Below are 26,927 nucleotides of genomic sequence, written 5' to 3'. Positions count from 1 at the left end.
AATGTTTTCTTTGCATGCATGGAGAAATATATTCTCCAAAAACCTTGTATAAAATAAAAAAATTGAAAAAAATAATTTACCAAGATAGAGATATTGATAGTGAAGATTTTAAGAAAAGATATGAATATCTTTTAAAAAAATTAGGTGATGGTGATAATCAAATTATTTGAATAAATTTCTTAATAAAGCAAGAAAGAAATAATAGAAAGGAGAATAAATAATGAATAAAGAAGTATGTTGTGAAGATTGTTGTGTATGTGATAAAAAACATGATTTATTTACTTGCGAAAAAAACTGCTGAGAAATGTATGTGAACATTGTTATCAAGGTGATAAAGAACATAGAAATAAAGTTGATGAAATTAATAAATCAAGACATAAAAATTGTATTAATAAAGAAAGATTTATGCAATATCTTAAAAACACATATCGCTTAAACGGATATTATGAAGAAGTTTATAAACCAATTAAAACCAGAATTAAAGACCGGTGATTTGATAATGACTAATTATTTACTTTCAATTGACCCAAGTATTAAAAATACTGGATTTACTTTATGAAAAAAAGTTTATTTACATGATAAATATGATTTTTGAAATTGAAAACCAATATTTGTTAAAAGTTATAATTTAAAAGAATATGATGGACAAAGAAAATTTTATTGAGATATAAAAGTTAATGATAATGAATTGGATTTAATTATTGAACGTGGTACTTTTAATTCAAAAAATGGTATTGGTTATGAAACTCAAGAACATTTACGTGGTTTTATTGCAGGACAATTTAATAAATTATTAACAAAAGATATGTTAATAAGTCCAAGTGAATGAAAGAAATGATATGAACGTTATGACCCACCTATTTTTTGATTAAGACCTTGAGATAAAGAACTAAGTATATATGTTGCTGAAGAAATTATTAAAGAAATAATTGAAATATAAAAATATCAAATCATGATGAAGCAGATAGTTTATTAATTGGTTGATATTATTTAAATAAGGAGAATAAATAATGAATAAAGAAAAATTACTTAAATATATGAAAGATATAATTAAATGAACTAAAAAAATTAATTATACAAACTCTGATTTGGACAAAAATATTTTAAATTTATTAATTGAAAAAATAGAAAAAGGTGAATTTGATAATGACTAAATTAACAGATTTATTTGGTCAAGATAAAATAGAAATATTTTCACCAAATCCCAAAGATTTAACAGATAGTAATGATATAAAAGCAATTATTTTATGAAAATATCCTAATGTTATTGCTGAATATTTAGTTGTTTCTCAACCACATGCAAATACTGCTATTTTAGTTGGTGATAACGTTCACTATACAGGTTGAGTTGAAGTGTTTATTAAACCAAAAAATGAAGGAGTAAATGAAAATGCCAAATGACACGAATGTACAATCAAATAACTATACTTTATTAAAAATAATAAGAATTGGAATAAGTCCATTATCAGCAATGATTGGTACAAGTGCTTATTATGGTCAAATTATTGGTAATCCAGTATTAGGAAGTATTAATGCTTTATTATTTAGTAAAAAGTTAGGAATTGATATATGAAACTTAAATCAAATGCCAAGTACTAAAAAGAAAATATTAAATTCAAGTAAAAAAAATATTATTAGGTTTAGGAACTATTGGTTTAATTAATTATGCAAAATTTACAAAAATCAATCCTAATCCTGAACCACCACCTTGATTAACAACTACTACCACAGAAACACCACCATGACCATTATTATTAACTAATGATAATAAACAACAAATGGATTGAGATACATATATTAGTTTAAGTACTTATGGTATATCAAATCTAATTGGTGGGTTAAGTGAACTAATACCTAATAGATTTGAAGTAATAAGAAAAATATGTAATATGGCAACTAGTGGATGTCTAATTTCAAGTGGTGTAGCTATGGGTATAAATAATGATTTTAATAATGCTTATGCAGTACCAACAATAGTTGCTGGTGCAAGTGAAATTATACATAATTTATTACCTATGGAAACTACAAATTATAATCAAGAAATGCAAGAAACATCATTTACAAATGAAACAAGAAGATTAATTAATAGTGATGCTATTAGTAATAATAGTGGAAGTAGTGATGTTTTATATGAAAGACCAACTACATATGATAGTTTATAAAGGAGATGATAACTAATGAATAAAGAAAAATTGATTGAATATTATAACAATGAAATTCAGACATATAAAGAAAGAATGGAACAATTAAATAAAGAAATATCTTTATTGGTAACTATTATAAGTAATTCAAAATCAATGATTGAAAGAATTAATAATGGTCAATTTGACGAATAATTAAAAATAAATAATTGAAAGGAAATAATTGAAAATGAAAGAATTTTTACATGAATTAATTATTATTGGAACAAGTGTAGGAACATTAATTTGTAGAGAATTAATTGTTTGATTGAAAAGATTTATTACAACTCCAAAACATATTAGAAGAAATAATAAAGTGATGAAACATCAAAAAAAATTAGCAAAACTTAATGAAAAAATTAATGGAAAAGAAAATAAATAATAAAGGTGTGATTTAAATGTTAGAAAATGAAACTAATGTTGAACAAAATACTGAACCTTTAATTGAAAATAATAATTTACAACAAGAGCAAGAAATTAAGATTGTTGAATTAGAAAATAAGTTAAATAAACTTAATCAAGAAATTAAAGAAAAAGAAATAATTAATATATTTAAAAAATATCAAGTTAAAAAAGAATTTTATGAATTTTTAAAATTTAAAACAAGTAATATAGAAAATTCAAAAATTGAAGAAACTATTAAAAAAATGATTAAAGAACAACCACTATTTAAAGAACCAATTAATACAGGTGGTAAACAAGAAACAATATTAACAAATCAAGAAACTTCAATAAAAAGTAGTTTATTAGATTATAAAAAGAAAAATAATTTATAAAAGAAAGGAAAATTTAAAATGCCAAATCCAGTGCCATTTAAACAAAATTTAGATAATACTACAAAATTAGTAGAAACACCTGAATTTATAGAATTTTATAAACAATCAAATAGTCCATGAGCAAGTTTTTTTCCAATTGAAATGGTTAATTCTACAAAAATTGAATTTATAGTTAAAAAACCAAAAGACCCAACATTCAAAATACTTCATTGAAATGATAAAAGTAAAGGATTAGAAGTTGGTTATGTTGATACTGATAAAATTATTAAAGAAATTACAAAAGAAGCTAGTACAGGAGAAATGATTGGTGAAGTTGATTTATTTGCAGATAATGGGCAAAATTTACTAGAAAGTATGCAATATGAAGTTGCTAATGATTTAGCAGATTATTTAGCAAATAATGATACAAATACAATTGCTAAATCTGCCAAAAAAGTAATCATTACTGATACAACACCAGTAGGATATTTAAAATCAATGTTATCAGCATGAAATACTTTATTTCAATTAAGAAATAGTAATAATTGTAAATTTTTTATAACAAATAGTCTTTATGATACTTTAGTTTATTTAGCAGATAATAAAGGTTTAATTACTGATAATCAACTAGCACAACAATTAAGATTAAATGGAACAAATTTATATATTAAAGGTGTATTATGTCAAATTGTTATGGATGATTATATGACATTTAAAAATACTGAAAATAAAAATCAAATTATGAATTTTGTTTTAGCAACACCAAAAGCAATGAAAAGATATATGTTACAACAAACTAGTATATATGTTGAAGATATTAAAGATGGTAAAGTTCCAAAAAGATATTTAGTTGGTGGACAAGTAACAGGAGAATCTATTCCTTATATGTCAAACTCAGAAACAGAATCAAGATGAATGTTATGTGGTATTGTTAATAAAAAATATTTAAGTGAAGAAATTACAACATTAACAACTAATATTACTGCTGATACTACTAAAAAGAATAAATTATTAGATACAACAATTAAAAATACAACTGAACTAAATAATTTAAATCCAAATTTAACAACTCCAATTATTAATTATTTTAGTGATGCCCAAGGTCAAGTGGATGTAAGTAATCAAAACCAAAAAGCAGGAGATTTATATGTAGTAATCACTACTAATGACACTGATAAAAATTATCAAGGTTCAACAAATCCTATAAAAATAACTCTTAAATAAGGATAATTATTATGCCAATTGGTACAACTAGTACAGCAATACTTTTAAACATAAATAAACCAAAACATACTAGAACAAGTCAACAACAAGAACATAAAAGTTGATGATGAGAAATTTTAGAAATGATTGGTGTACAAGTAATAGCAGTAGCACTTGCTCCTTTTACTGGTGGATTAAGTGAAAGTTTAGCACTTGGTTTAGGTGCAAGTGATTTACTTGCTAGTATTAGTGCTGTTGGTGTAGAGTTTTTAACTGATTTTACTATTAATCAAGTTTATGATTATTTAAAAGGAAATGTTACACCATTAAATACTTTTTTTAATATATTACCTGCATTTGCTGGACTTAATAGAATTAGTCGTGGTTATCGTACAACTAAATTTATTAGTTTAGCAGAAAAAACTAAAACATTAGAACAAATTGGCATTAAAAAAGCAAAAAATTTACAAGAAATCATTAGTCAAGTAAGTGGAAAAGAAATTTTAACAGATAAAATTATTGGAAATAAACGTTATTTATTTAATTATAACCATGCTCCAAATCGCGAAACAATAATACAAAATTTAGGTTTTGTTGCTGAAAGACAATATAAAAATAATTTTGCAAAATTAGAAGTACAAGAATTAAAAAATTATTTATTATTACAAAATGAATTAATAAAGTTAAGTCCACAGTTAACTCCTAAATTTAAAATTAAAGATATTGATAAAGCAAACAATTTTTTACAAAAATATAATACTGATTTAAAAGAAGTATTAAAAATGAACCAACATGACTGATTAAATTTAGTTCATACAATACATGCAGAAAATAGATATGGAAAATCTTTAATTTTAGATTTACAAAAAATTCGTGCTAATGCAATTAAATTTAATTTTAAAAATAGTTCAATTCATAAATTAGTATTAAAAGCAAATCAAACTTTTAAATATTTTGATATTAAATTTTATTTTAAAAAAGGTTTAAATAAATTTTGAAAAGATACTTCATATTTTGAAAAAATAAGAATAAATATTTATAAATTACAAGAGAAATTCGAAAAATTAGAAAAACAAGCATTTGAAAAAATTAATAAATTAAAAGAAAAAACAATTGATGTATTTACAAGTGCTGAAAAGAAAGCAATTAAACATGCACAATTAATTCCATTAAATTCACCAGTATTTATGGCTTGTAAAATTCAACCTTTATCATTAGATAAATGTGGAATTACTATTTATCATCGTAATCCTAAATATAAACCAATTGTAGTTATTGATAGTATTATCAAAGCAGAAACTTTTGTTATTCAAATACATCCATTTCATTGATATAGATGATATAGCGGTTGATATATTGGATATGGAGTTAGTCAAAATAAATGATTAAAAAGTATTGCTTTTGCTCTACCAGTTGTACAACAAATGATTAAAGATAGTTTTAAAATTTATAGGCAAATATTAAGGACAATTAGAACTTATCATAAAGTAGTTAATGTTATTAATAATCCTATTGATAATGTCAATAAATCATTTAAAAGGGTGGGTTTAAAATTATCAGTTAATACTGTATTTGGTACTGGATTGTTAAGACATTTAGAAAAATTTGCATATAATCAAGTTGTAAAAAAAGGAAATAAAAAATTACAAAAAGAAATTATACATATATCACATAGAAAAACTAAATCAAAAACCAAACGTTATAAAAAAGCATTTTTTAAGGAATGATAAAATATGATTAATAAACTTTGAACTGGTGTCAGTTTAGAAAATTATAATAACTGATATCCATTAACTGGAACAATTACAGAAACACCACGACAATATATAAATACATGACCAAATGTTGATGATTGATTTAAAACATTTGCTATTCGTGCTCAAAATGATATTAATGCTTATCTTGATTTTATTTTATCTAAATTTCCTTTTGATAGTTTTAAAGATGAATTAATTAAAGAAACTTTAAGAGATATGGTTTATGTTATGGTTGAACATTGAGTATTTAATCGTACACCAATTGAATTTAATGTTGATGCTACTATTCAATTTAATAATGGTAATCAATTTAGTGCAAGTAGTACTCCTACGATTAATATTTGAGATTTAGCACCTAGTAGAATGAAAATATGAGCAAGATTAACAGAATTAAAACAAATATTTTCAAATTATAATAATGATGAAATAGATGTTGAAAAAATTGACTTAAAAGCATTTTATACTAGAAACCAAGTTAATGAATTAATTCAAGAACAAAAAGAATTTACATTATCAAAGCAAATAAAATTATATGATGATACCATTAATGGTAATAAAAATGAAACATATAGGGGACCAGTTACAAATTTAATAAATAAAGGTTATGTTGCAACAGAATATGACTCAAAAACTGAAACTATGATTTTAGATTGACCTAATGAAATTGGAACATTACCACCTGATGTTTTACAAAACAATCCACAAATTGGTGATTATACACATGCACCAACTTGTGATTTTTCTGCTAAACAACAAAAACGAATTACTACAAATGAAAATGAAATTACCAAATTAAATAGTGAATTAATTAAAACAAACGAAAATATTAATGATGTTAAAAATAATTGATTTAATATTGAAACTAGTCCCTTATGAAAAAAAGTTGAAAATAATAATATAGAAATATTTAAATGATATTTTATTAAAATCAGTTATCAATATTCAACAGAAAATAACTTTATGAAATTTTATAAAGTAATTAAAATTTATTTAAATAATGTTTTTAACGAATTTGAATTGTTAAATGTTGATTCCATGACTTATGGAGAACAAATACAAAATAAAAATATTTTAAATATTGGAACTATTTACTATAACAATAAAAAGAAACAATTTAGTGGTGGTGGTAATTCTTATCCTGAACTTGGAAAAATTAATTTAATTGGTGATATAGAAGAAATATATCAATATCAAGGAATAGATACACCAACTGAATTTATAGCAGAAGAAAATACTGAACATGATTATTATACAAAACTAGAAACAAATCAATTATTAGATAAAAAACAAGATAAGTTAATTGCTGGTGAAAATATTAAAATTGATGAAAATAATAAAATTAGTGCTACTTGCGGGAAAACTGATTTAACTGATTATTATAAAAAAGAAGAAGTAGATAAAAAATTAGACAATAAAATGGATAAAGACCAATTCAAATATGCTTTTTCTATAAATACTATTGGTACTGAAATTCCTAATTTAGAAACTACTGATAAAACTGTTGCTGGTGCTATTAATGAAATTATCAAAAAACAACCACAACCAATTCCAATTCCTCCAAGTAGTTCAATTTGAAAAGAAGTAGGAATAAGAGAAAAAAATAAATGAGATAATTGACAAATTACTTATGATTTTATAGTTAATAAAAGATATAAAGTTTATTATTCTTGAAATATATATAATAATGTTTTTGCAATTAAAGAATTTATTATAACTAATACAAAAATAGCAGGTGTACCAATAGAAGTTTTTAACAATAATACTAATGTCTTAGTTTTATCAGTACAACACTCAAAATTTATTACTATTTATTCTTTAAAAGGTAGCGATAAAGGTAATACATGAAAAGTAGAAGAATTACAGGAATAAAATTATGATTTGAAAAATTATAAAAATTATTTTAAGTTTAATTGGAGTTTTATTATCTTCTGCTGTTGCTGGTTTAATTATATTTATTATAGTAAAAATTGTCTTAAAAATTAATAAAATATTTTAGAAAGGAGAAAAAAATGAAACCTTTTTGACCAAGAAAAGATAAAACAAATATTAATAATAATGAAGAAAAATCTAAATTAATTTTTTTAGAAAATAAAAGTACACACACTTCTATTTTAAGTTATTTTGGTTTTAATGATTTTAATCATGAGACTTATTTTACTGATTTTGTTGCTGAAAATAATGCTAATTTATATAATGCTCCATTGGATATTAATAATGAAACTATTAAACAATATTTAATTAAACAAGAATTTTATAGAAAGAATTGAAATTCTATTTTTAAATTAAGCAAATTAGGAATTAGTGGTTATTTAATTTATATTGCTAATGATGATTTTTATTTTCAAGTAGTAGATATACAGCAAAGAATTTATGATATTACTGGTAAATTAATTCAATGTACTATTTTTTATGATAGTTATCAACAAAATGCACAAACAGTAAGATTATTTGAAGTTTATAAATTAAATAATGAACAAGTAACTATTAATCGTGCAATTTATAGTATTAGTGATAATAAAAAACAATTTCCTTTACCTTTTAAAGAATATAGTAATAATCCTAATTTAGAACAAGAACAAACATTAAATATTAATTATATTCCAATAGCAATTATGAGAAATAAAGCAAATGAGTTAGCAGATTGTAATAAAGTAATGGATAAAATTAAAGCATTAGATGTTATTTATGAACAAATTGTTTTAGATACTATTTTAAATTCACCAAAGTTTATTTTTGACCAAACTTATGGTAATGCTAAATCTACAATGGATGAAGCCGTAAGAACATTAGTTACTAACAACTATATTTGAAAAACTACTGGTGATAATAATGAAAAAAGTGAAAATATTAATATGACAAGTAGTAATTTTAAAGGTAAAAATTTAACTGATATATATGATTGAAATATTAATGAAATATTTAAACGTTGTGGTATTCATATACCAAGTCAAAAGAAATCAGCACAACAATCGGTTCCCGAAAGTACAGCGGTAAATATTTCAACTATTAATTATATTGAACAAAAATTATGACAATTTAATATTGATATTCTTAAATTTATTCAAATATTAGTACGTTTAGATAAAGATTTATTAAATAGTAAAACATTTAATATTAATGATGAACAAGAAATTAATAACTTAACAGTTAAATTAAAATTATTTAATCCAGAAAATAACCAATTAATAGGAGAAAACAATGGAAAACAACAACAAACCACAAACGAAGTTTCCACAGAAAAAAACTAAACTTAATCAAGCAGAAATAGAAAATGATTATTTAATTGATAATATTCCTTATGATTTTACTAATATGATGAGTGCTACTAGTGACCCTGATATTAATAGAGCATACGATGAATTTAAAAAAAGAAAAATTTATATTTATGAAATTGAACGTTTATTTAAAAATAATGAAAATAATAGTTTAAGATTTTCAGCAAATACTATTAAAATAGGTTTTATTGATATTGATAAAGTATTAAAAACTACTGCTGTTGAAACATCTGATTTTACTATGCAATTAAATCAAAGAGCAAGTACTAATATTAATGACAATACAATTGAATATAGTATGACTGATATTAAAAATTTAATATTTCAAGAAATAAATTTATTAAATCAATTTAAGTTATATGCAGTTAGTATAAATGAACCATTAACTGAAAATAATATTGATAATTTATATATTATTAATAATTATTCAGAACCTTATCAAAATCCAAAAACTAGAAGTACTAAAAGTATTACTATTATTAAAATTAAAGACTTTAAAACAAGAGATGGTTATCCAATTATTATTAAATTACAAAAACCACTAGATAAAGACACCAAAGTTATTGGTTTAAAAATTAAAGCACCTAGAAGCATGATTTTTGGCAATATAAAGGTACTTGGTGAAGTCGACAATATGGAGGTATACCCAAAGTTATTTGTCAAAGATAAGATAGCATTTCCGCTATTATCAATGCCTATTGAAACTCAACCAAAAGTTAGAATATTACAACAATGATTTAGTGAACAAATATTACCTTGAAATTTAGCAAAACAATTTATAGGACAAGAAAAATCAGTTTTAGATTTAATTGCTATTGGTGGTGGTAGAGAAACAAGAAAAGAAATTATTAATAATGCAAGAGTAACTAATGATAAAATTGGTTATGATGTTTCTAAAAATTCAAAAGTATGACCATTATCTGATGAACTAGAATTAAAAGATAAAAAATTAGAGTCATGATTTTTAGTAAGTGACTATAATTTATTTATTTCTACAACAAATAAATTTCATGATGTTGAACTAGAAATAAAAGATAGACCACCAATTGATAGTTTACAAAAAGTATTATTAGATATGTTAACTTATACATATACTTATAATAGAAACTTTGATGGTGCATCATTAAGTAATGTTTTAAAAGAAATGAATGATTTAGATAAAATTCGTGCTAAGTTTGAAGGACAAAAACCAAATGAAGTTATTACTAATTTATTTAAACAATGAGAATTAGATTATCCTAACTATACAAATTTACCAAAAGTTAAAATATTAAAACAAATAGTTATAATGCTATCAAAAAATATTTATTCAACCATGTCTATTAATAACGGTTTAAATGATGACTATAAATTATTATTACCTTATTATTTTGAATTAAAATCAAATCCTATACATTCTACACCTGATAAGATTTGAGAATTTAAAGATATAAAAGTAGTATTAAAATCTGCATATTTTGATTTTACAGATATCAATAACATTAAACTAAAAAACAATGACATTAGTCAAAATGAATTATTGAAATTAGATGATAATCAATTTAACTGACTATCCATAACTAATGAATTAGAAAGCAATAATATACCATCATTAATTCCGGCAGATTGAACATTAGGTAATGGTGAATATGGAAAATATTTTACAAGATTAATTATTAATAAAAATAAAACCGAAAATGCTTTAAATTTATATGGTTCAAATAAATCACAATTATTTTCTAAATTAGAATTTTATAAAGAAGTTTTACAAATTGACAATAATAGTGAATTTGAATTACAAATTGAAAATCCAATTAATAACTTAAATCGAATTGAAGTTAGCGGACTATTTGGTGCTGGTAATTATGATTTAATTTTAGTAACAAATAAACAAGAAATAAATTTAAATAATATTAATTTATTTGATAAATATAATGAAAATATTTCTTATATAAATTTAGAAATTTAATTATCAAAATATCCATCTGGATAAATACCATCTCATTTTACTGCATCATCAGTTAATTTATTTGATGCTCAGTAAAGAGTAATTTTATGTTTATTACTTACTGGTCTTGCTCAAATAGTTGCCCCCCAGTGTGCTTCATGGTCGTAATCATAAAAATATGTTAATTGATTATTTTTATTATATGAAACTATTCCTAAGATTAAACCGGTAACACCAGTTATTACAGCAAATGATAATGATATTTTTTGAAAATTTGTTTTTATTCATATTTTCATAATAAATATCTCCTTTTTTCCTTGATTTTACTTTTAAATTGTACTATTTTTGATTATTTTTACAAGTATGCTTTTAAAAGCAAAATAACGCCTAAATTAAAGGTGTTTATTTTTTGATACCTATAATATTAATTGTATTGCGCTTATTTATTATATTGCAAATGTGAAGATACTTTTTTTTACAGTAGCATTATTTTTACCCCTAATTACATTTTTATATGGATATAATGCATAAAATAATGCATCATAAGGGTCTTGATACATATTTTTGTCAGGAATGTTAGTTTTGGTTTGGTCATAACGTAATTCTTCTAAACATTGAGTTGTTTTTGGTAAATCATCTTTATTTGCATAAAAGTTTCCATAACTCATAATATTTCTCATTCAAACTACTCTATTAGTTAATCCGGCTTCTTGATTTAAATTTGAAGCATGTTTAATAGCGGTTTGTGTTATTAAAATAGTATTGTGTTCATCAATTAATTTTTGATTTAATCAATCCATTGCTGTTCTTGCTTTATCATCATAAAAATAAATTGCTTGTTCAAAATTTTCAAAATTATCCATTAATCCTAAAATTTAATTAACATAAGCATTAATTTTTTCATTTTCATTTATAAAATCATTTGGAGTAACTACTAATTCACAAATAATATAAGCATCATAATAACCAGTATTATTATATTCTTTAAAACCAACTACCATAAATACAGTATGGTCTTTTGGTCCCGTAGCTCAATCAATACCAACACTATAAAAATCAAATTTATACATTTCTTTTTCTTGATTATAAAATTGTTTTAAATCATATGATTGTCAATATTTTACTGTTTTTTGAAATAGGAAAATTGTTGCATCGCTATCTAAAAATTCAAAACCATAATAAACAGTATTATATTCATCTGGATTACTTTTTTCCATTTCTAATAATGTTCTTTGTTGAATGTCAGGTAATTTATTTCAAAATGGTTGAATAGTAAATCTTAAAACAAATAAACCTAAACCACTAAACATATCTTTATTTTCATAATAAACTTTACCAACTTTTTTAAGATTTTTCATGACTTCATCATTTAATGGTAAAAATGGTGTACAGTATTTTAAATAAAATGGATGATATTTATCATAAGGATTACATGTAAAAGTAATGAAAAAACTTTTATAAAAATAACGAGTAATCTTTTGTCCAAAGGTAGAACTATATATATTTTTATCAATAAATGTTCAACTTCACTCTTTAATAGGTTTATTTGATACTTTAATACGATTACTTCTAAACATAGAGTTTTGTAAACGTTCATATCGATATGTTAATTGTTTTTCAGTTAATGTTTCTTTTTCTTCTGCCATAATAATTTCATCTGTTCTTGAACCTAAAAAACTTGACCCACCTGCTTCTTTTCCAAAAATCTTATTACCATTAGCATAACCAATAAAGTCAATTTGTTGATTACTTGGAAAGATAATACATCCCCCATCCTTAGTAATTTTTCATTTAATGCCATGTGGATTATTAGGTAATAAATTAATATTATATGTATCTAATAAAACTTGACAAACATTCATTAAAGCACCAATTGTAGTTTCACTATGAGTATTTTCATATCTTCTTACTTCTTGAACACTACTATCTCTAAAATTACAACATATAAATAAATCAAATGCTAAACAGTTTCAAGTTTTTCTTGTTCCACGTGCTGTTGGAACAAAACGATAAAAACAATTAGTAGTAAAATATTCTGCTCATTCATCACCAACAAATTCTTTAAAAATATCTCAACTAAAACCATAATTATTATCACTAAAATTAAGATTATATTTTTTATTTAATTGTCCATAACTACTAATAAAAGCCATATTTACTCCTTATTTTTAAAAAAAAATTAAACTTAAATTATTAACAAACAAAAATTAGAAAGGAACATTAAAAATGTTTATATTACCATTCGCAAATCATTTTGATTGAGACAAACATGATTTTAATCAAGATGAATTAAGTTTAAAACAAACAGAAGAATTATTTGCAAAAATAGATGATTATTTATGAAGTATATGTGATAAATCTGAATATAAATCATATAGATTTAGACAACGAAAATTAAAAGCAAAAAAAGGTTTATTAACTTATAAGCGACGTATTTGTACACATTATAACACAAAAACACAAAAAATGGAGTACGTATCATTATTAGATAATTATCTTGGTGTTAAAAAATATAGTAAACTTGCACCTAACGTTATTAAACAAATTTTAAAATATTTTGCTGATGGTAAAAAGTATCGTGATGTTTGTGATACTTTTATTGAAGATTTAATAAGTAATAGTACAGTTTGTAGAACATATCAAAAATTTGAATTACCAAAAGCAAATATTCCCAAAATACCATTACAACCAAATCAAAATTTATATGTAAATATTGATGATGGTCATCGAAAATTTAAGTTTAATGAAAAACACAATACTAAAAATTGTAAAAAATGTTCGATGAGATTAATAGTAATGTGTACTGGTAAAAAGAAAAATGGAAAATTAATTAATAAAAGAGCTGTATGTAAAATAAGAGTTTCAAAAACAGAAATTGGTGCTGAAAAAACCGCAAAATTAATAGAAAAATATGGTAATTTATTTTTTGAAAACTTTGACCAAGCAAATTTAATAGTTTGTGGAGATAGTGCAAAATGAATTAGAAAAACTGCTACAATTTTAAATGCTAAATTTATTTTAGATAAATTTCATGCTTTTCATGTTTTATTTCTTGGTATAATGGCAGGAAGAAGAAAAAATCAAATTGCTAAATTACACTATCAAAATGCAATAAATTTATTTGCCAAAGGTCAATATTATGAATTAATTGATTTTTTACAATCATTAACTTTACAATATAAAAAATTAAAAGTTGGTTATTTTATTAATGCAAAAGATGGTGTATTAAACCAAGCATTAGTTGAAAATATTGGTTGCTTTACTGAAACTAATATTAAACAAATTTTAAAGCATATGATTGGTGATAGAACTTATAACATTGATATGTATACAAAAATGGTTAATTTTAAATGTTATCAAATAAATACAATTATCCAGTTATTATAAATTAAAACTTAAATTTGCTGAATTATACTTGTAAGTGCAAGTAAATAAAATTGCAAAAAATTCTCATATAAAAATTTCATAATGCTAAATTTAGTTTAGAAAAAAGTAAGGAGTTTTTATATGAGTTATAAACATCTTGGCATAGATGAAAGGATTTATATTGAGAATCAATTGAAATTTAAATTTAAAATTAGTGAAATAGCTAAAAATCTTAATCGAAGTATTAGTACTATTATTCGAGAAATTAATAGAAATAAAGATAATAATCATTATTTTTCATTAATTGCACAAAATAAAGCTGAAAATCGAAAACAATCACATATTAGTTTTCATAAGTTTAAAAATAAGAATTTAGTAAAATATGTACAACAAAAATTACTATTAGGTTGATCATCTGAACAAATTTATGGCAGAATTAAAAATTTTCATAAAGAGTGAGTTATTAGTTTTAAAACAATTTATACTTGAATTTATTTTGGAATGCTTGATAAAGTTACTAGTAAAAATTTAAGAAGAAAAGGTAAAAAACGAAAATCTAAAGAAAATCGTGGCAAGTTTAATGGTAAATCAATTAAAGAACGAGATATAAATGTTAATGATCGTATAACACTTGGTCATTGAGAAGGAGATACTATAGTATCATCACGAGGTAAAAGCAAATCATGTTTAATAACTTTAGTTGAAAGAGTATCACGATTTACTTTAGCAATATTAGTTAAAAACAGAACTACTAAAGTTATTAATAAAAATGTCAGTTATTATTTATCAATTCTTCCTAAAAACATTGTTAAAACTATTACTTTTGATCGTGGCAAAGAATTTTCAAATTGACAACAACTTGAAAAAAATTTAGATGTAAAAATTTATTTTGCCAATCCATATTCACCTTGACAAAGAGGTACTAATGAAAATACTAATGGTTTAATTAGAGAAAAATTTCCTAAAAAATTTATTTTTTCAAAAACTAATAAAAATGAAGTTCATAAATTTATATTGTCTTTAAATCAAAGACCGAGAAAAATACTAAATTATCTTTCACCAATCGAATATTTGGATAGAAAAATAATTTAGTTGCACTTACCTTTACAATTTAGCAAATAAATAAAAATAAAATAAAACTTATTAAAGAAAACTTTAATAAGAATTTTTGAGTTATAAAAGTAAGTATTATTGTTGACTAATATTTTTGAAGTGTTAAGATTAACTTACAATTGCATATTGAAGTCTAAATTATTCTCGTCTAAACTTATAATTTAAAGACAAATTTGAATATTATTGACAACATCGGTACGCTCCCAATAATTTTACATTATTTCAAAAATAAAATAGTATTTATAATACTTTTGAGTGTTATTTATGAGGTTAATGTAAGTATTTTAGAAAGATATTAAATTAGAAATCTATATTAAATTTTTTTGATTAATATATGAAGTATTTACAAAAGGTTCATTTAATAAATCATTAATTTCTTCGATATTTATGATTTTTTCTGTAGTTATTTCTTGAATTTTATTTCAACTTAAACTTAAAAAATTATTTATTTCAGTATCATTTAATTTTAAAATTTTGCTTATTATTTCCAAAGTATTATTTGTTATTTTAACAGTTTTTTTAATCTTTTTATAATATAGTGAAACATCCGCTAGTAATTCTAAGTTACTATAAAATTTATTTTCTTCTTTTTTTGAATTTATAAGTTTTACTAAGAACTCTTTGATTTGATCATTTTTATATTGTTTTTCTAAAATTGATTTAACTTCTAAGTCACATTTTTCATCTTCATCATTCATTGTTATATTGTCCCCTTTTTATTATTATAATTAATAAATTTAGCTTAAATATGCACTATTTATTTGAAGTTTAAAGTGTGTTCCTTCTACAGCATTTTTTGATTCTTCTTTTAAATGAATAGATAAATATATATTGCCATTATTACTATATCAAAAAAATGCTTGAGCATAGATATGAATAAAAACTAACTGAGTAAGTCAACTGCCATAATAATACATAAATTCTATATTTCAAGTTTTGTTTTTTTCATCATTTGTGTTGTTTGATGTGTTAATTTTTGCTGTATTAACTGATAAGTTAGGTCCTGTAATTTGAAATGGTAAATTATGTCATATACAGTTTTTATATGTGGCAATTTCAACTTTAATAATTGCTTTATCATCAAAATTTAATAATTGATACTTTTTAATAAATGATTGTCAATCTAAATGATATTTTTTTCAAGACATTATATTGATATTGTCTACAATATTACCTTCATATTGAGAACTTGTGCCATTAAATCATTCTTCATTTTCATACAAAGGTTTTGATTTGTGAGAATTGTTATCAAAAAAGTCACAAGCGTTAATGTTAATAGTAGTTAATGCACTAAATGTTAAACAACTTAAAATATTTAATATTCTTTTCATTTTATACCTCTTTAAAATTTTTAAACTTATGGTGACATATTCAAATATGTCATTTATTTATTATAATATTTTTACAACTTTTTTCAGTGTATAAAAGATAATTTATTTCATTTCATTTCAAGGATATATGAAATTATATATGGATAAAAATTAATAACATCACTACCTTATAATTTCTCCAAACACTACTATAAATGAATTAATGAAGTAAAATATTAAATATTTTTTCAATTTTTAAAATTAATTAGTTGCGTAATATGTCTAAAGTTTTAAAGTATCTAAGATTTATATTTTTTATAATTTATTACTAGAACTTTGACCTTTACTTGTTGAAACTTTGCTATTTTCTTGATTAATAAAATCTATATCTGTTTTATTTCATTGTGAATAAAATGGTATTTCTTTTCATAATATTTTACTTAAAATAGTTTCAGTAAAATTTATAGATGCATTATTTCAATCTTCTGCTACTGTTATTGATTTTTTAACAATTTCTTCAACTACTTTTGTATATTCTTTAATAATTTTTAATTTCAATGAATCATTTTTCAAACACAAATCAATTATTTTATTACTAAAGTTTTCATAAGCATTTGCTTCAGATTTTAAATTTGGATAGAAATTTAATAATGTCTTAAATTCAAACAATTCATATTTAAAAAAGTCTTCAAAACTATAATTTTGATATTTTTTAAAACTTTCAACATTAAATTCTGAATTTAAAAAATTATTCAAATTTGTATCTTGTTCTATTTTACATTTGATGTGTTTTGGCAACTCTTTATATTTATAAATAAATTCTATTTCTTCTTTATTATTTTCTTTTTTAACAAGACACATTATTGCAATTAAATGTATTGTCTTATAATTTTCTATTAATGTATTTACGGTTTCTTGTGTTTGTTTTAGTAAAATTTTTGGTATTTTATGACTTAAATTTATTTTTGATACTTCATCTAATAATTCTAAAATATTTTGTATGTCATGTGAGGCTGATTGAGGAATTGATTTTCCTACCATAATTTTTTCAGCTATTTTTCCCGCAAGATTAGAAGATATCATTGATAATAATGAAACATTTTCTGATGGTTCTATCATTGTATGACCACCGCCATTGTTTTTAATAGTAATTCCTTTTTCTGATAATGAAATACCTTTTGCTAAGTTTATAAAAGCATGTCCTGCCTCATGATAAATTGTATTTATTAAATCATCATTGATAGTCATTTTTAACTTTCTCCTTTTTTAAAATATAAATAACTCCATTACTTATTCAAAAGTAATTTAGTTATAAACTATATTTGATTTATATACAGTATAGATATTAAAAATAAAAATGTCAATGTTATTAAATATTTTAATGATTTTCAATTATTAAAAAATATAAAAAATAAAAAATTATAATCTAGTAATATATTATAATTTTTTATTTATATTTAATATAATACTTTTTATAAAGTTGAAGATTGTTTTTGAACAGTTGTTTGTTCATCATAATAATTATTCATATCATCATCTGTATTAATTGAAGGTTGAACTTGTAGTTGGTTAACTTCGGTAATTATTTGTTCAGTAACTTTATTGTTTTCATTTTCTTCATGTTCTTCAATAGTTTGTAATTCTTTTTTAATTTTTGTAATTTCTTGATCAATTTGTTTATGTTTAGTATTATTTCAAGGTTTAAATTTAAGTTTCTTTTTTTCATCAAGTTTTTTATTTAATAATTCATAAAGAGCAATTTTTCTATTAGTATTGTTACTTTTTAATTCTTTAATTTCATCTTCTTCTGTTATATCTCATTCTTCATTTTCTTGCTCATTTTCTTTTGCCAATTGTTTAATATTTCTTTTTCTGTTTTGCATTTCATTCATACTATTTTTGCTTATACTTTCTTGAAATTCTGGTAATAGTTCTTCTAATAAAAAACAATTATCAGTAAAAACATCATCAAATTTATTAAGTTCTTTATAGATTTTTTCTAATTCTTTTAAATTTTTTAAAATTTCAGAAATTACCAAAGTATTATAATCATTGTTAAAATATTCATTAATTCTTTGATAAATAGCATAGTGAGTTTGAAATACTTCATCTGGATAATTTTGACGACTATATTTTATTCTTCTTTCTTCAAGAGCATAAATTTTTTTAAAATTTTTTAATTTTCATTCTTGTAGAGTTTTTTTACATCATTAAAAATAAACATTTTAATTTCTTTTTCAATTAGTGATTTAAATTCTTTGAAATCATTAGTTTCTTTTAATATTAATTCTTCCTCTGAAATATTAATTACATTTTCATTTTTTCTATTTTCTTTAATTATATTTTTCATGATTGAATCAAAATATTCACCATCACTTTGTAAATCAAAATATTTAGCAAAATCTAACATCTTTATTTTCTCCTTTAATATATTTCTAAATAAAAAAACCTATTTACTTTTAAATAAAGTAATAGGTTTTTTAAAAATTATATGTTTATGATTAAAGGTTATCAAATTTTCTATTTTTTTCAATATTTTTTTCGATATTAATAAATTTAAATAGTAAATGATTTAATATTAAAACTATTTAAAACATTCTATTATGATAAATAATTTATAGTTAAGGTAGAGGGAAATATTTGGTAGATATCTAAAATATATACAACAAACTTAAAACATATATAAGTGAATTTTAAATTCATTTTCAATAAGCGAATTTTTATTTACTTAAGGTTAGTCTAGTAAAAGTTTGTTATCAGAGGAAGGAGGTAAAGAATGTACTTGCATGCACTTATATCATTATGTGCCATTGGAGCAGTTCAAAGTATGCTGGTACTAGAAATACTGTAGTTAATTATTATACATATTTTTCGATAATGGTATTGGTGTTGACACCATTTGATGAAACAACTTTAAAACATTTTTTAGCAAGTAAAAATTGAGTAAATTTAAATATCACTATTTTTGCGCAAGACAAGTTTTTAAAGTGTATTAATGGCACAATATTACAATTAATTAATAATCCTAAAGTTCCACCTGATCCACTCATTCCTCTTAGTCCCCCAACTCCAATCCCAGATCCAGACCCTAATCATAGTACTAGTGGTTTTAACACAACATGAATTGTCTTTACAGTATTTCGTTCAATTTTTATTCTTACTGGAGTTGCTTATTTAAGATATCATCGTAAGAAAAAGTGTATTGGCGGTTTAAAGAGAAATATAAACACTAAAAAAATTAAATAAAGTTCATATTTACTTGTTTTTGTTTTTTATAAAAAATATAATTTTACTAAGAAATTTAATTTAACAATTTATAAGGGGGGTACTAATAATGATTTTTAATAGAAATAACTGTCTTAGTAATGTTTTTGAGTCAAAAAAACAACAAATTAAAAATGAAGTAGAACAATGTGAAGACAATTATATTTTGAATGTTAATGAAGAAGAGTATACAAATTATTTATATGATAAATTTTCGTTAGATGAAATTACATTAAGTTTTGATACTGCAGAATCCGATGTTGAAGAAGCAATAGTTAATGGTCAAGATTTTTTTGGTCATCATTGTCAAACAAAGAAACCAAGAATTAAATTTAAAATTCCTGTTTTTGGAAGTTATGAACTTTTATCTTATTCTCCAAGTTCTTTTATTATGGTTTGAGGTCTTTTTTCTAATAAAAATATAAACTTGAGTTCCAATTGTTTATCATTTGAAATTATTTCGTACCAAGATGATAATATAGAAAGTGTTAATCATGAATATAATCAAATGGAAAAAGTCATTAAGGATAATACAGGAATTATTAACAGAGATCTTAAAGAATTTAATGTTAATTTAAAACCATATATTAGTAATGTTTTTAAAAATAGAAAAGAAGTTTTATTAAAAAGACAAAAAGATTTTACTAGACTTAAAATACCACTAAAACAAAATAAAAATATGTCAGAGACTTTCTCTATACCTATTTCCAAACCCGGAAAAAGAATAGAAATTCCTAAAATAGTAACTAAAAGCCATATTAGTGAATCAACTCCAATAATAGATGTTAGATTTTATGAAGAAATACTTAAAATTATTAATGATTGTGGAAAAGAATTTGAAAGATTAAAAAATTCTTATCAACAAAATCAAGAAGAAGACTTTCGCAATAACATATTATTTGTTATTAACAGTCATTTTAATGGAACAGCAACTGGCGAAACTTTTAATGTTTCTGTAAAAACAGATATATTATTAAGATATGATAATTCTAATGTTTTTATTGCAGAATGTAAAATATGAAATGGCATATCTCATTTTAAAAAAGCTATTGATCAATTAATTGGTTATTTAACTTGACGAGATACCAAAACAGCTTTAATAATTTTTGTTCGAAAAAGTAATGTCAAAAATGTTATAGAAACTATTAAATTACAAATTAATGAACATAAAAAATTTAAAAAAGCTAAATTGTAAAGGTAAGTGCAACTAAATTATTTTTCTATCCAAATATTCGATTGGTGAAAGATAATTTAATATTTTTCTCGGTCTTTGATTTAAAGACAATATAAATTTATGAACTTCATTTTTATTAGTTTTTGAAAAAATAAATTTTTTAGGAAATTTTTCTCTAATTAAACCATTAGTATTTTCATTAGTACCTCTTTGTCAAGGTGAATATGGATTGGCAAAATAAATTTTTACATCTAAATTTTTTTCAAGTTGTTGTCAATTTGAAAATTCTTTGCCACGATCAAAAGTAATAGTTTTAACAATGTTTTTAGGAAGAATTGATAAATAATAACTGACATTTTGATTAATAACTTTAGTAGTTCTGTTTTTAACTAATATTGCTAAAGTAAATCGTGATACTCTTTCAACTAAAGTTATTAAACATGATTTGCTTTTACCTCGTGATGATACTATAGTATCTCCTTCTCAATGACCAAGTGTTATACGATCATTAACATTTATATCTCGTTCTTTAATTGATTTACCATTAAACTTGCCACGATTTTCTTTAGATTTTCGTTTTTTACCTTTTCTTTTTAAATTTTTACTAGTAACTTTATCAAGCATTCCAAAATAAATTCAAGTATAAATTGTTTTAAAACTAATAACTCACTCTTTATGAAAATTTTTAATTCTGCCATAAATTTGTTCAGGTGATCAACCTAATAGTAATTTTTGTTGTACATATTTTACTAAATTCTTATTTTTAAACTTATGAAAACTAATATGTGATTGTTTTCGATTTTCAGCTTTATTTTGTGCAATTAATGAAAAATAATGATTATTATCTTTATTTCTATTAATTTCTCGAATAATAGTACTAATACTTCGATTAAGATTTTTAGCTATTTCACTAATTTTAAATTTAAATTTCAATTGATTCTCAATATAAATCCTTTCATCTATGCCAAGATGTTTATAACTCATATAAAAACTCCTGACTTTTTTCTAAACTAAATTTAGCATTATGAAATTTTTATATGATAATTTTTTGCAATTTTATTTACTTGCACTTACAAGTATAATTCAGCAATTTAGCATTCAGCATGAACTATTAGTGAACTTGAAAGCTATTGTCAACAAGTAGTTAGTAAGGTACAACGTAATGGTTTTGGTTGTAATCAATTAACTAACTTTCAATTAGTTAATATTATTAATTTGATTTATAATTCTTATAGTAAACCTATTACTATAAAATAATTTAAACATTATAAAAATAATTTAGAAAATATTTTATCATTTAAAGATTTTACTCTAGTTAATTGAATTAGAACACATTTTTACAATATAATCTATCAAAATAAAAACTCTATCTATCATTAATATTTATTTGCTTTTTTATATTGTTAATGATATTATTTTTAAGTACTTTTTATTAATAGTAATTTTATAAGTGAGGTGAAACCATGGCAAAAGCAAGCATCCATCCAGAGTATTTTCAAACTAAAGTAACATGTATAACATGTAGCAATAATTTTATAAGTGGTTCAACTAAGGGTAAAGAAATCCGTGTTGATACATGTTCAAGTTGTCATCCATTTTATACTGGAAAACAATCATTTGTTTCAGCAAAAGGAAGAGTTGAACGCTTTAATACAAAAGCAAGCAAACAAGTTGAAACAAAATCAAAAACTGTTGAAATAAACAAAGCAAAACCACAAAATACTAAAACTATTGTATTAGAAACAGCAAAAGATGTTCTAAAACTAACTGATACTAAACAAGTGAAAAAATAATTTTAATTAAACTAGAAACTAATAATAGTTTCTTTTTTTTATACTTTAAAAATAAAATTATTTACAGACATATTTACCATTAATTAAGTTAAAATATTGTATGTATACAACCCAATAAATATAGAATATAATTTTAATAGTATATGAAATAAAAAACTTTAAGGTAGGGAATGGTTTTATGGAAAAATCATCTGATTTTAATAAATTGGTAATAAGTAAAGGTATTAGATATAATACTGAGCAAACTAGTAACTTTAATTTTAGTATTATTAATTTATCCGTTGAAAAAACCGTAAAAGATTGAAGTTTTGACGGAAAATATCCTAGTTGCTTGGCAATTTTTAGTAATGATGAAGATAATATTGAAAAATTAATTAATGCTCTAGCAGGTTCTTCTGCTATTATGGAGGGTAAAATTTTAATTGATGATATTGATGTTACTTATAATAGTATTGGTTTTGAACGAAAAATGGCTTATGTTAGTAGGCATTTACAGAGTTGAAATAAATTATTTAGTATTCAACGTAACTTAGCAAGAACAGCAATTACTAATAAACCCTTTTTACAAGAAATAAGCAATATTAATCAAAAAATTAAGACTGATATTGAAAACTTAAAAAATACAGGTTTAAATTTAGACAGTGGTTATTTTAAAGAAAAATTAATTAATATTATTAAAAATTTTATTAATGAAACACAAAGCACTCGTAATAATTTTATTAAAGAATATCAATATCAAATTAATCATTTTCATAAAAACTTTGCTCAAGAGAAATTTAATTTTGCTGGAAGTGAAAAATTAACAGATATTCTAATTAAAACATTTACTGCCGAAGAAAAAAATATTATTGCAAATAATAACTTATTATTTTTACAATCTTTGCAAGATCGTATTTCTAGTTTGGAAAGTTTAGTGGGACCATGTTTTTGTGGATGTAATCCACCAAAAGAAAGAAAATGAGAATTTCAACTACGAGAAATTAGTTTTGTTATTAAAGAAATAAATAATTATTTAAATAGAGAGATTAGTACTACTAGAAGTGAAATTAGAACTACGTTAAAAACTTGTAACAATCATAATCAAAATTTTAATAGCGAACTTAATCATTTAGTTTCATATCAACAAATTAAATGTACTCGTAGTCAAATTGATCAAATTTTAGACCAGTGAATTGACTTAGCAGAAGTACAAAGAATTAAATTTAATATGAAACAAGATTTTGTGGCAATGCAACTTTTACCAGATGAAATGCATTTACTTTTAAAAAATATTAAAGATGAAATTAAAATTTATCATGATAAAATTTTAAAAAATCCACAGTTACAAGATAAAGAAACATATCAACAACAATTACAAACTTTATATTCACAGTTAATTGATGTCCGTGATTTAATGAGTGAAAATATTGTTATGATATTTAAACATTTGGAACTAAGTCATTTATTGTCACTACGTTTAACACAATTAACAATAGTAGAGCGACAAATAATAAAAATCATTCAACAATTAATTGTACCTACTAAAATTTTAATTTTGCATAACCCATTTGAACTTTTAAATGTTGATAATAAAGAACAATTAGCAAATTGAATTAAAAAATTACAAAAATTTTTGAAAATAATTATTATTTTTACAACTAATAATCAAGTTGATATTAATTTATTAGCGACTAATGTTACTGTTATTGAAAATGAAATAATTATTCAACAAGGAAATGTTAGTGAAATCACTGATAAACCATTATCTTTAAATTTATTGAAAGAAATAAATGAACAGCATATTAATATTGCAAAGGGAGAATGAAATGCTCATAATTTATATTTTTATAATGTAAATTTAGGTAAGTTTGATGTTAAAACTGCTTCTACTATTGCTTTTAAATCAAATGCCATTTTGTTTAGTGCAAAGAAACCACGATTTACTTTTTTAAAAAATTCAATTATTATTAATGGTGTTATTAAAAATATTACTAAAGTTGATGATAAAAAAGCATATTTATTTGTTAAAACTACTAAATCAGAACAATTTGAAGTTTTAACAAATAATAATGATAATTTAGAAGTGGGAACTGTTGGTTGAATTAGTATTACTAAAAATTCAATTTTTGTTTTTGATGATGAAACAAAGCAATTAATTGGTACATGATAGAAAGGATATATAAAATGAATAAGTTTAAAAAAGAAGCACAAGCAATTTATGAATTAATAAAAATCAGTAATCCAATTATTATTCATCGTCATATTAATCCTGATGGAGATGCTTTGGGTTCACAATGAGGATTAAAAAAAATTATTGAAGATAATTTTCAAAATAAAAAAGTACTTGTTCCAGGCGAAACAAATGAACATATGGCATCATTATTTCCACAACCAACTTTTGTTAAAAAAGAAGATTATGAAAATGCACTAGTAATAGTCGCTGATACAGCTAATCGCGAACGAATTAGTGGTCAATTTTGAGAAGAAGGAAAAAAGATAATTAAAATTGATCATCATCCAATTGTTGATAAATATGGTGATATTGATTTAATTGAAGAAAAGGCTTCTGCTGCTTGCCAAGTAGTGGCAAAATGAGCACAAGTATTGAATTTAAAAGTTTCTGCTTTAGCAGCTAGAAATTTATTTCTTGGTTTAGTTACCGATTCTGGTAGATTTTTGTATCGCTCTGTTAATGAAGAAACTTTTCAGGTTGCTAGTTTTTTAGTTAAACAAAATTTTAATTTATTAGACTTATATCAAAGTTTATATATTCAAAGTTTAAAAATCGCAAGATTGAAAGGATATATATTATCAAATTTTAAAATTACTGATAATGGTGTTGCTTATATAATATTTAACGATAAAATAATTACTGACTTACAAACAAAAATTATTAGTCAAAATAAAATATTAAATATTAAAGGCGAAGTTGTTTTAACTAGAGAAGATTTAACTAGCCAAGTTAATGTAATGTCAAATATTGATGGTATTAAAATTTGATTAATTGCTGCTTATGATCAAATGAATAGTAAAATTAAAGTTAGTGTTCGTAGTGCAAGATGAATAATTAATGATGCTATTGCAAAGTTTGGTGGTGGTGGTCATCAGACAGCAGCTGGTGCATATTTACAAAATATTAATGAAGTTGAAAAATTGATTGATAGTTTAGATAAAATTGCTAGTAAATCACCAGAATTAACAAACAATTAAAATTAGAGATGGAGTTGGATATAAATGTATAGTCGTTATAATGAGGGATGAATTGAAGTAATTACTGGTTGTATGTTTGCTGGAAAAACCGAAGAGTTTATGCGACGTATAAATCGTTTACAGTATGCTAAACGCAAAGTGCTAGTTTTTAAACCCAAGGTTGATATTCGTTATGATGCTCAAAAAGTAGTAAGTCATAAAGGAGTATCTATCACAGCGATAGTAATTGATGATCCAATGCAAATATTAAAACATGTAGATAAAGAAATAGAAGCAGTTGCAATTGATGAAGTACAATTTTTTAAACCATCAATTATTGAAGTGATTAAAACATTAGCAAATCAAAATAAGCAAGTTATTGTTGCGGGTTTAGATCAAGATTTTCGTGGTGAACCATTTCCTGTTACTAAAGAATTATTAGCTTTAGCAGAATTTGTAACTAAATTAGATGCTGTTTGTGTAAAATGTGGTAAAGCAGCAACAAGAACACAACGTATTATTAATGGCCGGGAAGCTAGATATGATGATGAAATTATTTTAATTGGTGCGCAAGAACAATATGAAGCTCGATGTCGTAGTCATCATCGTGTCTTAACAAATAATCAGAATAGATAAATCAGG

At 22.7% G+C, this 26,927-nt stretch carries 33 protein-coding genes; 24 read left to right on the top strand and 9 right to left on the bottom strand.

Features of this window, described 5'->3' with window-relative positions; all coding sequences use genetic code 4:
• Nucleotides 1-14: 14 nt before the first annotated feature.
• The 16 genes from AAHM79_RS08765 (at nt 15) to AAHM79_RS08690 (ending at nt 11,118) form a co-directional block, all read left to right on the top strand.
• Nucleotides 15-221, top strand: a complete 207-nt coding sequence (locus AAHM79_RS08765; RefSeq protein WP_342257316.1) for a hypothetical protein — start codon at nt 15-17, stop codon at nt 219-221.
• Between the two features lie 61 nt (nt 222-282).
• Nucleotides 283-507 carry a hypothetical protein gene (locus AAHM79_RS08760; RefSeq protein ID WP_342257317.1) on the top strand — a complete coding sequence of 75 codons (225 nt, stop codon included), beginning with the start codon at nt 283-285 and terminating at the stop codon, nt 505-507.
• The gene (locus AAHM79_RS08755; RefSeq protein ID WP_342257318.1) at nt 446-940 is read left to right on the top strand and encodes a hypothetical protein; all 495 of its coding nucleotides are present in this window, start codon (nt 446-448) and stop codon (nt 938-940) included. Before AAHM79_RS08760 ends, AAHM79_RS08755 begins: the two co-directional genes overlap by 62 nt.
• Before the next feature lie 70 nt (nt 941-1,010).
• Nucleotides 1,011-1,154: a hypothetical protein gene (locus AAHM79_RS08750; protein ID WP_338957559.1), complete on the top strand. Its 144-nt coding sequence runs from the start codon at nt 1,011-1,013 to the stop codon at nt 1,152-1,154.
• Entirely contained in the window at nt 1,147-1,422 is a 276-nt protein-coding gene (locus tag AAHM79_RS08745) for a hypothetical protein (RefSeq protein ID WP_338957557.1), read from the top strand. The genes AAHM79_RS08750 and AAHM79_RS08745 overlap by 8 nt, the downstream gene beginning before the upstream one ends.
• Nucleotides 1,391-1,663, top strand: a complete 273-nt coding sequence (locus AAHM79_RS08740; RefSeq protein WP_342257221.1) for a hypothetical protein — start codon at nt 1,391-1,393, stop codon at nt 1,661-1,663. The genes AAHM79_RS08745 and AAHM79_RS08740 overlap by 32 nt, the downstream gene beginning before the upstream one ends.
• A 115-nt stretch (nt 1,664-1,778) precedes the next feature.
• Complete coding sequence (locus AAHM79_RS08735) at nt 1,779-2,162, top strand: hypothetical protein (protein WP_342257220.1); 384 nt, start codon at nt 1,779-1,781, stop codon at nt 2,160-2,162.
• Between the two features lie 15 nt (nt 2,163-2,177).
• A complete protein-coding gene (locus tag AAHM79_RS08730; RefSeq protein ID WP_338957552.1) occupies nt 2,178-2,336 on the top strand; it encodes a hypothetical protein in 159 nt (52 codons plus the stop codon).
• Nucleotides 2,337-2,370: 34 nt separating this feature from the next.
• Nucleotides 2,371-2,562 (top strand): hypothetical protein, encoded by a 192-nt coding sequence (locus tag AAHM79_RS08725; RefSeq protein WP_342257320.1) that lies wholly within the window; start codon nt 2,371-2,373, stop codon nt 2,560-2,562.
• Between the two features lie 16 nt (nt 2,563-2,578).
• A complete protein-coding gene (locus AAHM79_RS08720; RefSeq protein ID WP_342257219.1) occupies nt 2,579-2,956 on the top strand; it encodes a hypothetical protein in 378 nt (125 codons plus the stop codon).
• 18 nt (nt 2,957-2,974) lie between these two features.
• The gene (locus AAHM79_RS08715) at nt 2,975-4,159 is read left to right on the top strand and encodes a hypothetical protein (protein WP_338958609.1); all 1,185 of its coding nucleotides are present in this window, start codon (nt 2,975-2,977) and stop codon (nt 4,157-4,159) included.
• Between the two features lie 11 nt (nt 4,160-4,170).
• Entirely contained in the window at nt 4,171-5,868 is a 1,698-nt protein-coding gene (locus AAHM79_RS08710; RefSeq protein WP_342257321.1) for a hypothetical protein, read from the top strand.
• Between the two features lie 3 nt (nt 5,869-5,871).
• On the top strand, nt 5,872-7,764 hold the full coding sequence (locus tag AAHM79_RS08705; RefSeq protein WP_342257209.1) for a hypothetical protein: 1,893 nt from the start codon (nt 5,872-5,874) through the stop codon (nt 7,762-7,764).
• 4 nt (nt 7,765-7,768) lie between these two features.
• The gene (locus AAHM79_RS08700) at nt 7,769-7,891 is read left to right on the top strand and encodes a hypothetical protein (protein WP_342257666.1); all 123 of its coding nucleotides are present in this window, start codon (nt 7,769-7,771) and stop codon (nt 7,889-7,891) included.
• Nucleotides 7,892-7,904: 13 nt separating this feature from the next.
• Complete coding sequence (locus tag AAHM79_RS08695; RefSeq protein WP_342257665.1) at nt 7,905-9,143, top strand: hypothetical protein; 1,239 nt, start codon at nt 7,905-7,907, stop codon at nt 9,141-9,143.
• Nucleotides 9,094-11,118 (top strand): hypothetical protein, encoded by a 2,025-nt coding sequence (locus tag AAHM79_RS08690; RefSeq protein WP_342257664.1) that lies wholly within the window; start codon nt 9,094-9,096, stop codon nt 11,116-11,118. Before AAHM79_RS08695 ends, AAHM79_RS08690 begins: the two co-directional genes overlap by 50 nt.
• Here the strand turns inward: AAHM79_RS08690 and AAHM79_RS08685 are convergent.
• From AAHM79_RS08685 to AAHM79_RS08675, 3 genes are all read right to left on the bottom strand, one after another.
• Nucleotides 11,115-11,393: a hypothetical protein gene (locus tag AAHM79_RS08685; RefSeq protein WP_342257212.1), complete on the bottom strand. Its 279-nt coding sequence runs from the start codon at nt 11,391-11,393 to the stop codon at nt 11,115-11,117. The two genes, AAHM79_RS08690 and AAHM79_RS08685, sit on opposite strands and share 4 nt — an antisense overlap.
• Before the next feature lie 150 nt (nt 11,394-11,543).
• The gene (locus AAHM79_RS08680; protein WP_342257663.1) at nt 11,544-11,960 is read right to left on the bottom strand and encodes a hypothetical protein; all 417 of its coding nucleotides are present in this window, start codon (nt 11,958-11,960) and stop codon (nt 11,544-11,546) included.
• 12 nt (nt 11,961-11,972) lie between these two features.
• Nucleotides 11,973-13,250, bottom strand: coding sequence for a hypothetical protein (locus AAHM79_RS08675; protein ID WP_342257662.1), 1,278 nt, complete (start codon nt 13,248-13,250; stop codon nt 11,973-11,975).
• 73 nt (nt 13,251-13,323) lie between these two features.
• On the opposite strand from AAHM79_RS08675, the gene AAHM79_RS08670 reads away from it, so the two are divergent.
• Together AAHM79_RS08670 and AAHM79_RS08665 are read left to right on the top strand one after the other, a co-directional pair.
• Complete coding sequence (locus tag AAHM79_RS08670; protein ID WP_338957526.1) at nt 13,324-14,484, top strand: Mbov_0401 family ICE element transposase-like protein; 1,161 nt, start codon at nt 13,324-13,326, stop codon at nt 14,482-14,484.
• A 120-nt stretch (nt 14,485-14,604) separates the two neighbouring features.
• Nucleotides 14,605-15,555 (top strand): IS30 family transposase, encoded by a 951-nt coding sequence (locus AAHM79_RS08665; protein WP_342257661.1) that lies wholly within the window; start codon nt 14,605-14,607, stop codon nt 15,553-15,555.
• 329 nt (nt 15,556-15,884) lie between these two features.
• Here the strand turns inward: AAHM79_RS08665 and AAHM79_RS08660 are convergent, their stop codons facing one another.
• The 5 genes from AAHM79_RS08660 to AAHM79_RS08640 all read right to left on the bottom strand — a co-directional run bounded on the left by AAHM79_RS08660 (nt 15,885) and on the right by AAHM79_RS08640 (nt 19,296).
• A complete protein-coding gene (locus AAHM79_RS08660; protein WP_339039284.1) occupies nt 15,885-16,274 on the bottom strand; it encodes a hypothetical protein in 390 nt (129 codons plus the stop codon).
• A 39-nt stretch (nt 16,275-16,313) separates the two neighbouring features.
• Nucleotides 16,314-16,907 carry a hypothetical protein gene (locus AAHM79_RS08655; protein WP_342257660.1) on the bottom strand — a complete coding sequence of 198 codons (594 nt, stop codon included), beginning with the start codon at nt 16,905-16,907 and terminating at the stop codon, nt 16,314-16,316.
• A gap of 294 nt (nt 16,908-17,201) precedes the next feature.
• Complete coding sequence (locus tag AAHM79_RS08650) at nt 17,202-18,134, bottom strand: hypothetical protein (protein ID WP_342257659.1); 933 nt, start codon at nt 18,132-18,134, stop codon at nt 17,202-17,204.
• 224 nt (nt 18,135-18,358) lie between these two features.
• Complete coding sequence (locus AAHM79_RS08645) at nt 18,359-18,925, bottom strand: hypothetical protein (protein ID WP_342257658.1); 567 nt, start codon at nt 18,923-18,925, stop codon at nt 18,359-18,361.
• A 137-nt stretch (nt 18,926-19,062) separates the two neighbouring features.
• Nucleotides 19,063-19,296, bottom strand: a complete 234-nt coding sequence (locus AAHM79_RS08640) for a hypothetical protein (protein WP_342257657.1) — start codon at nt 19,294-19,296, stop codon at nt 19,063-19,065.
• A gap of 392 nt (nt 19,297-19,688) precedes the next feature.
• On the opposite strand from AAHM79_RS08640, the gene AAHM79_RS08635 reads away from it, so the two are divergent.
• Entirely contained in the window at nt 19,689-20,132 is a 444-nt protein-coding gene (locus tag AAHM79_RS08635) for a hypothetical protein (RefSeq protein ID WP_342257656.1), read from the top strand.
• 88 nt (nt 20,133-20,220) lie between these two features.
• Nucleotides 20,221-21,345 (top strand): hypothetical protein, encoded by a 1,125-nt coding sequence (locus AAHM79_RS08630; RefSeq protein WP_342257655.1) that lies wholly within the window; start codon nt 20,221-20,223, stop codon nt 21,343-21,345.
• Between the two features lie 12 nt (nt 21,346-21,357).
• Here AAHM79_RS08630 and AAHM79_RS08625 read toward each other — a convergent pair whose 3' ends face one another.
• Nucleotides 21,358-22,308, bottom strand: a complete 951-nt coding sequence (locus tag AAHM79_RS08625) for an IS30 family transposase (protein WP_342257654.1) — start codon at nt 22,306-22,308, stop codon at nt 21,358-21,360.
• Between the two features lie 479 nt (nt 22,309-22,787).
• On the opposite strand from AAHM79_RS08625, the gene rpmE reads away from it, so the two are divergent.
• From rpmE to AAHM79_RS08605, 4 genes are all read left to right on the top strand, one after another.
• Nucleotides 22,788-23,117 (top strand): 50S ribosomal protein L31, encoded by a 330-nt coding sequence (gene rpmE / locus AAHM79_RS09700; protein WP_368862541.1) that lies wholly within the window; start codon nt 22,788-22,790, stop codon nt 23,115-23,117.
• Nucleotides 23,118-23,295: 178 nt separating this feature from the next.
• Nucleotides 23,296-25,266 (top strand): hypothetical protein, encoded by a 1,971-nt coding sequence (locus AAHM79_RS08615; protein ID WP_342257653.1) that lies wholly within the window; start codon nt 23,296-23,298, stop codon nt 25,264-25,266.
• A gap of 14 nt (nt 25,267-25,280) precedes the next feature.
• A complete protein-coding gene (locus AAHM79_RS08610) occupies nt 25,281-26,306 on the top strand; it encodes a bifunctional oligoribonuclease/PAP phosphatase NrnA (protein WP_342257652.1) in 1,026 nt (341 codons plus the stop codon).
• A gap of 24 nt (nt 26,307-26,330) precedes the next feature.
• Nucleotides 26,331-26,921, top strand: coding sequence for a thymidine kinase (locus AAHM79_RS08605; protein ID WP_342257651.1), 591 nt, complete (start codon nt 26,331-26,333; stop codon nt 26,919-26,921).
• Nucleotides 26,922-26,927: the final 6 nt, after the last annotated feature.

The organism is Spiroplasma endosymbiont of Nomada ruficornis, assembly GCF_964030795.1.
Classification (GTDB): domain Bacteria; phylum Bacillota_I; class Bacilli_A; order Mycoplasmatales; family VBWQ01; genus Spiroplasma_E; species Spiroplasma_E ixodetis_A.
The sequence above is the reverse complement of the archived record's forward strand: the minus strand, read 5'-3'. Positions and strand labels throughout refer to the sequence as shown.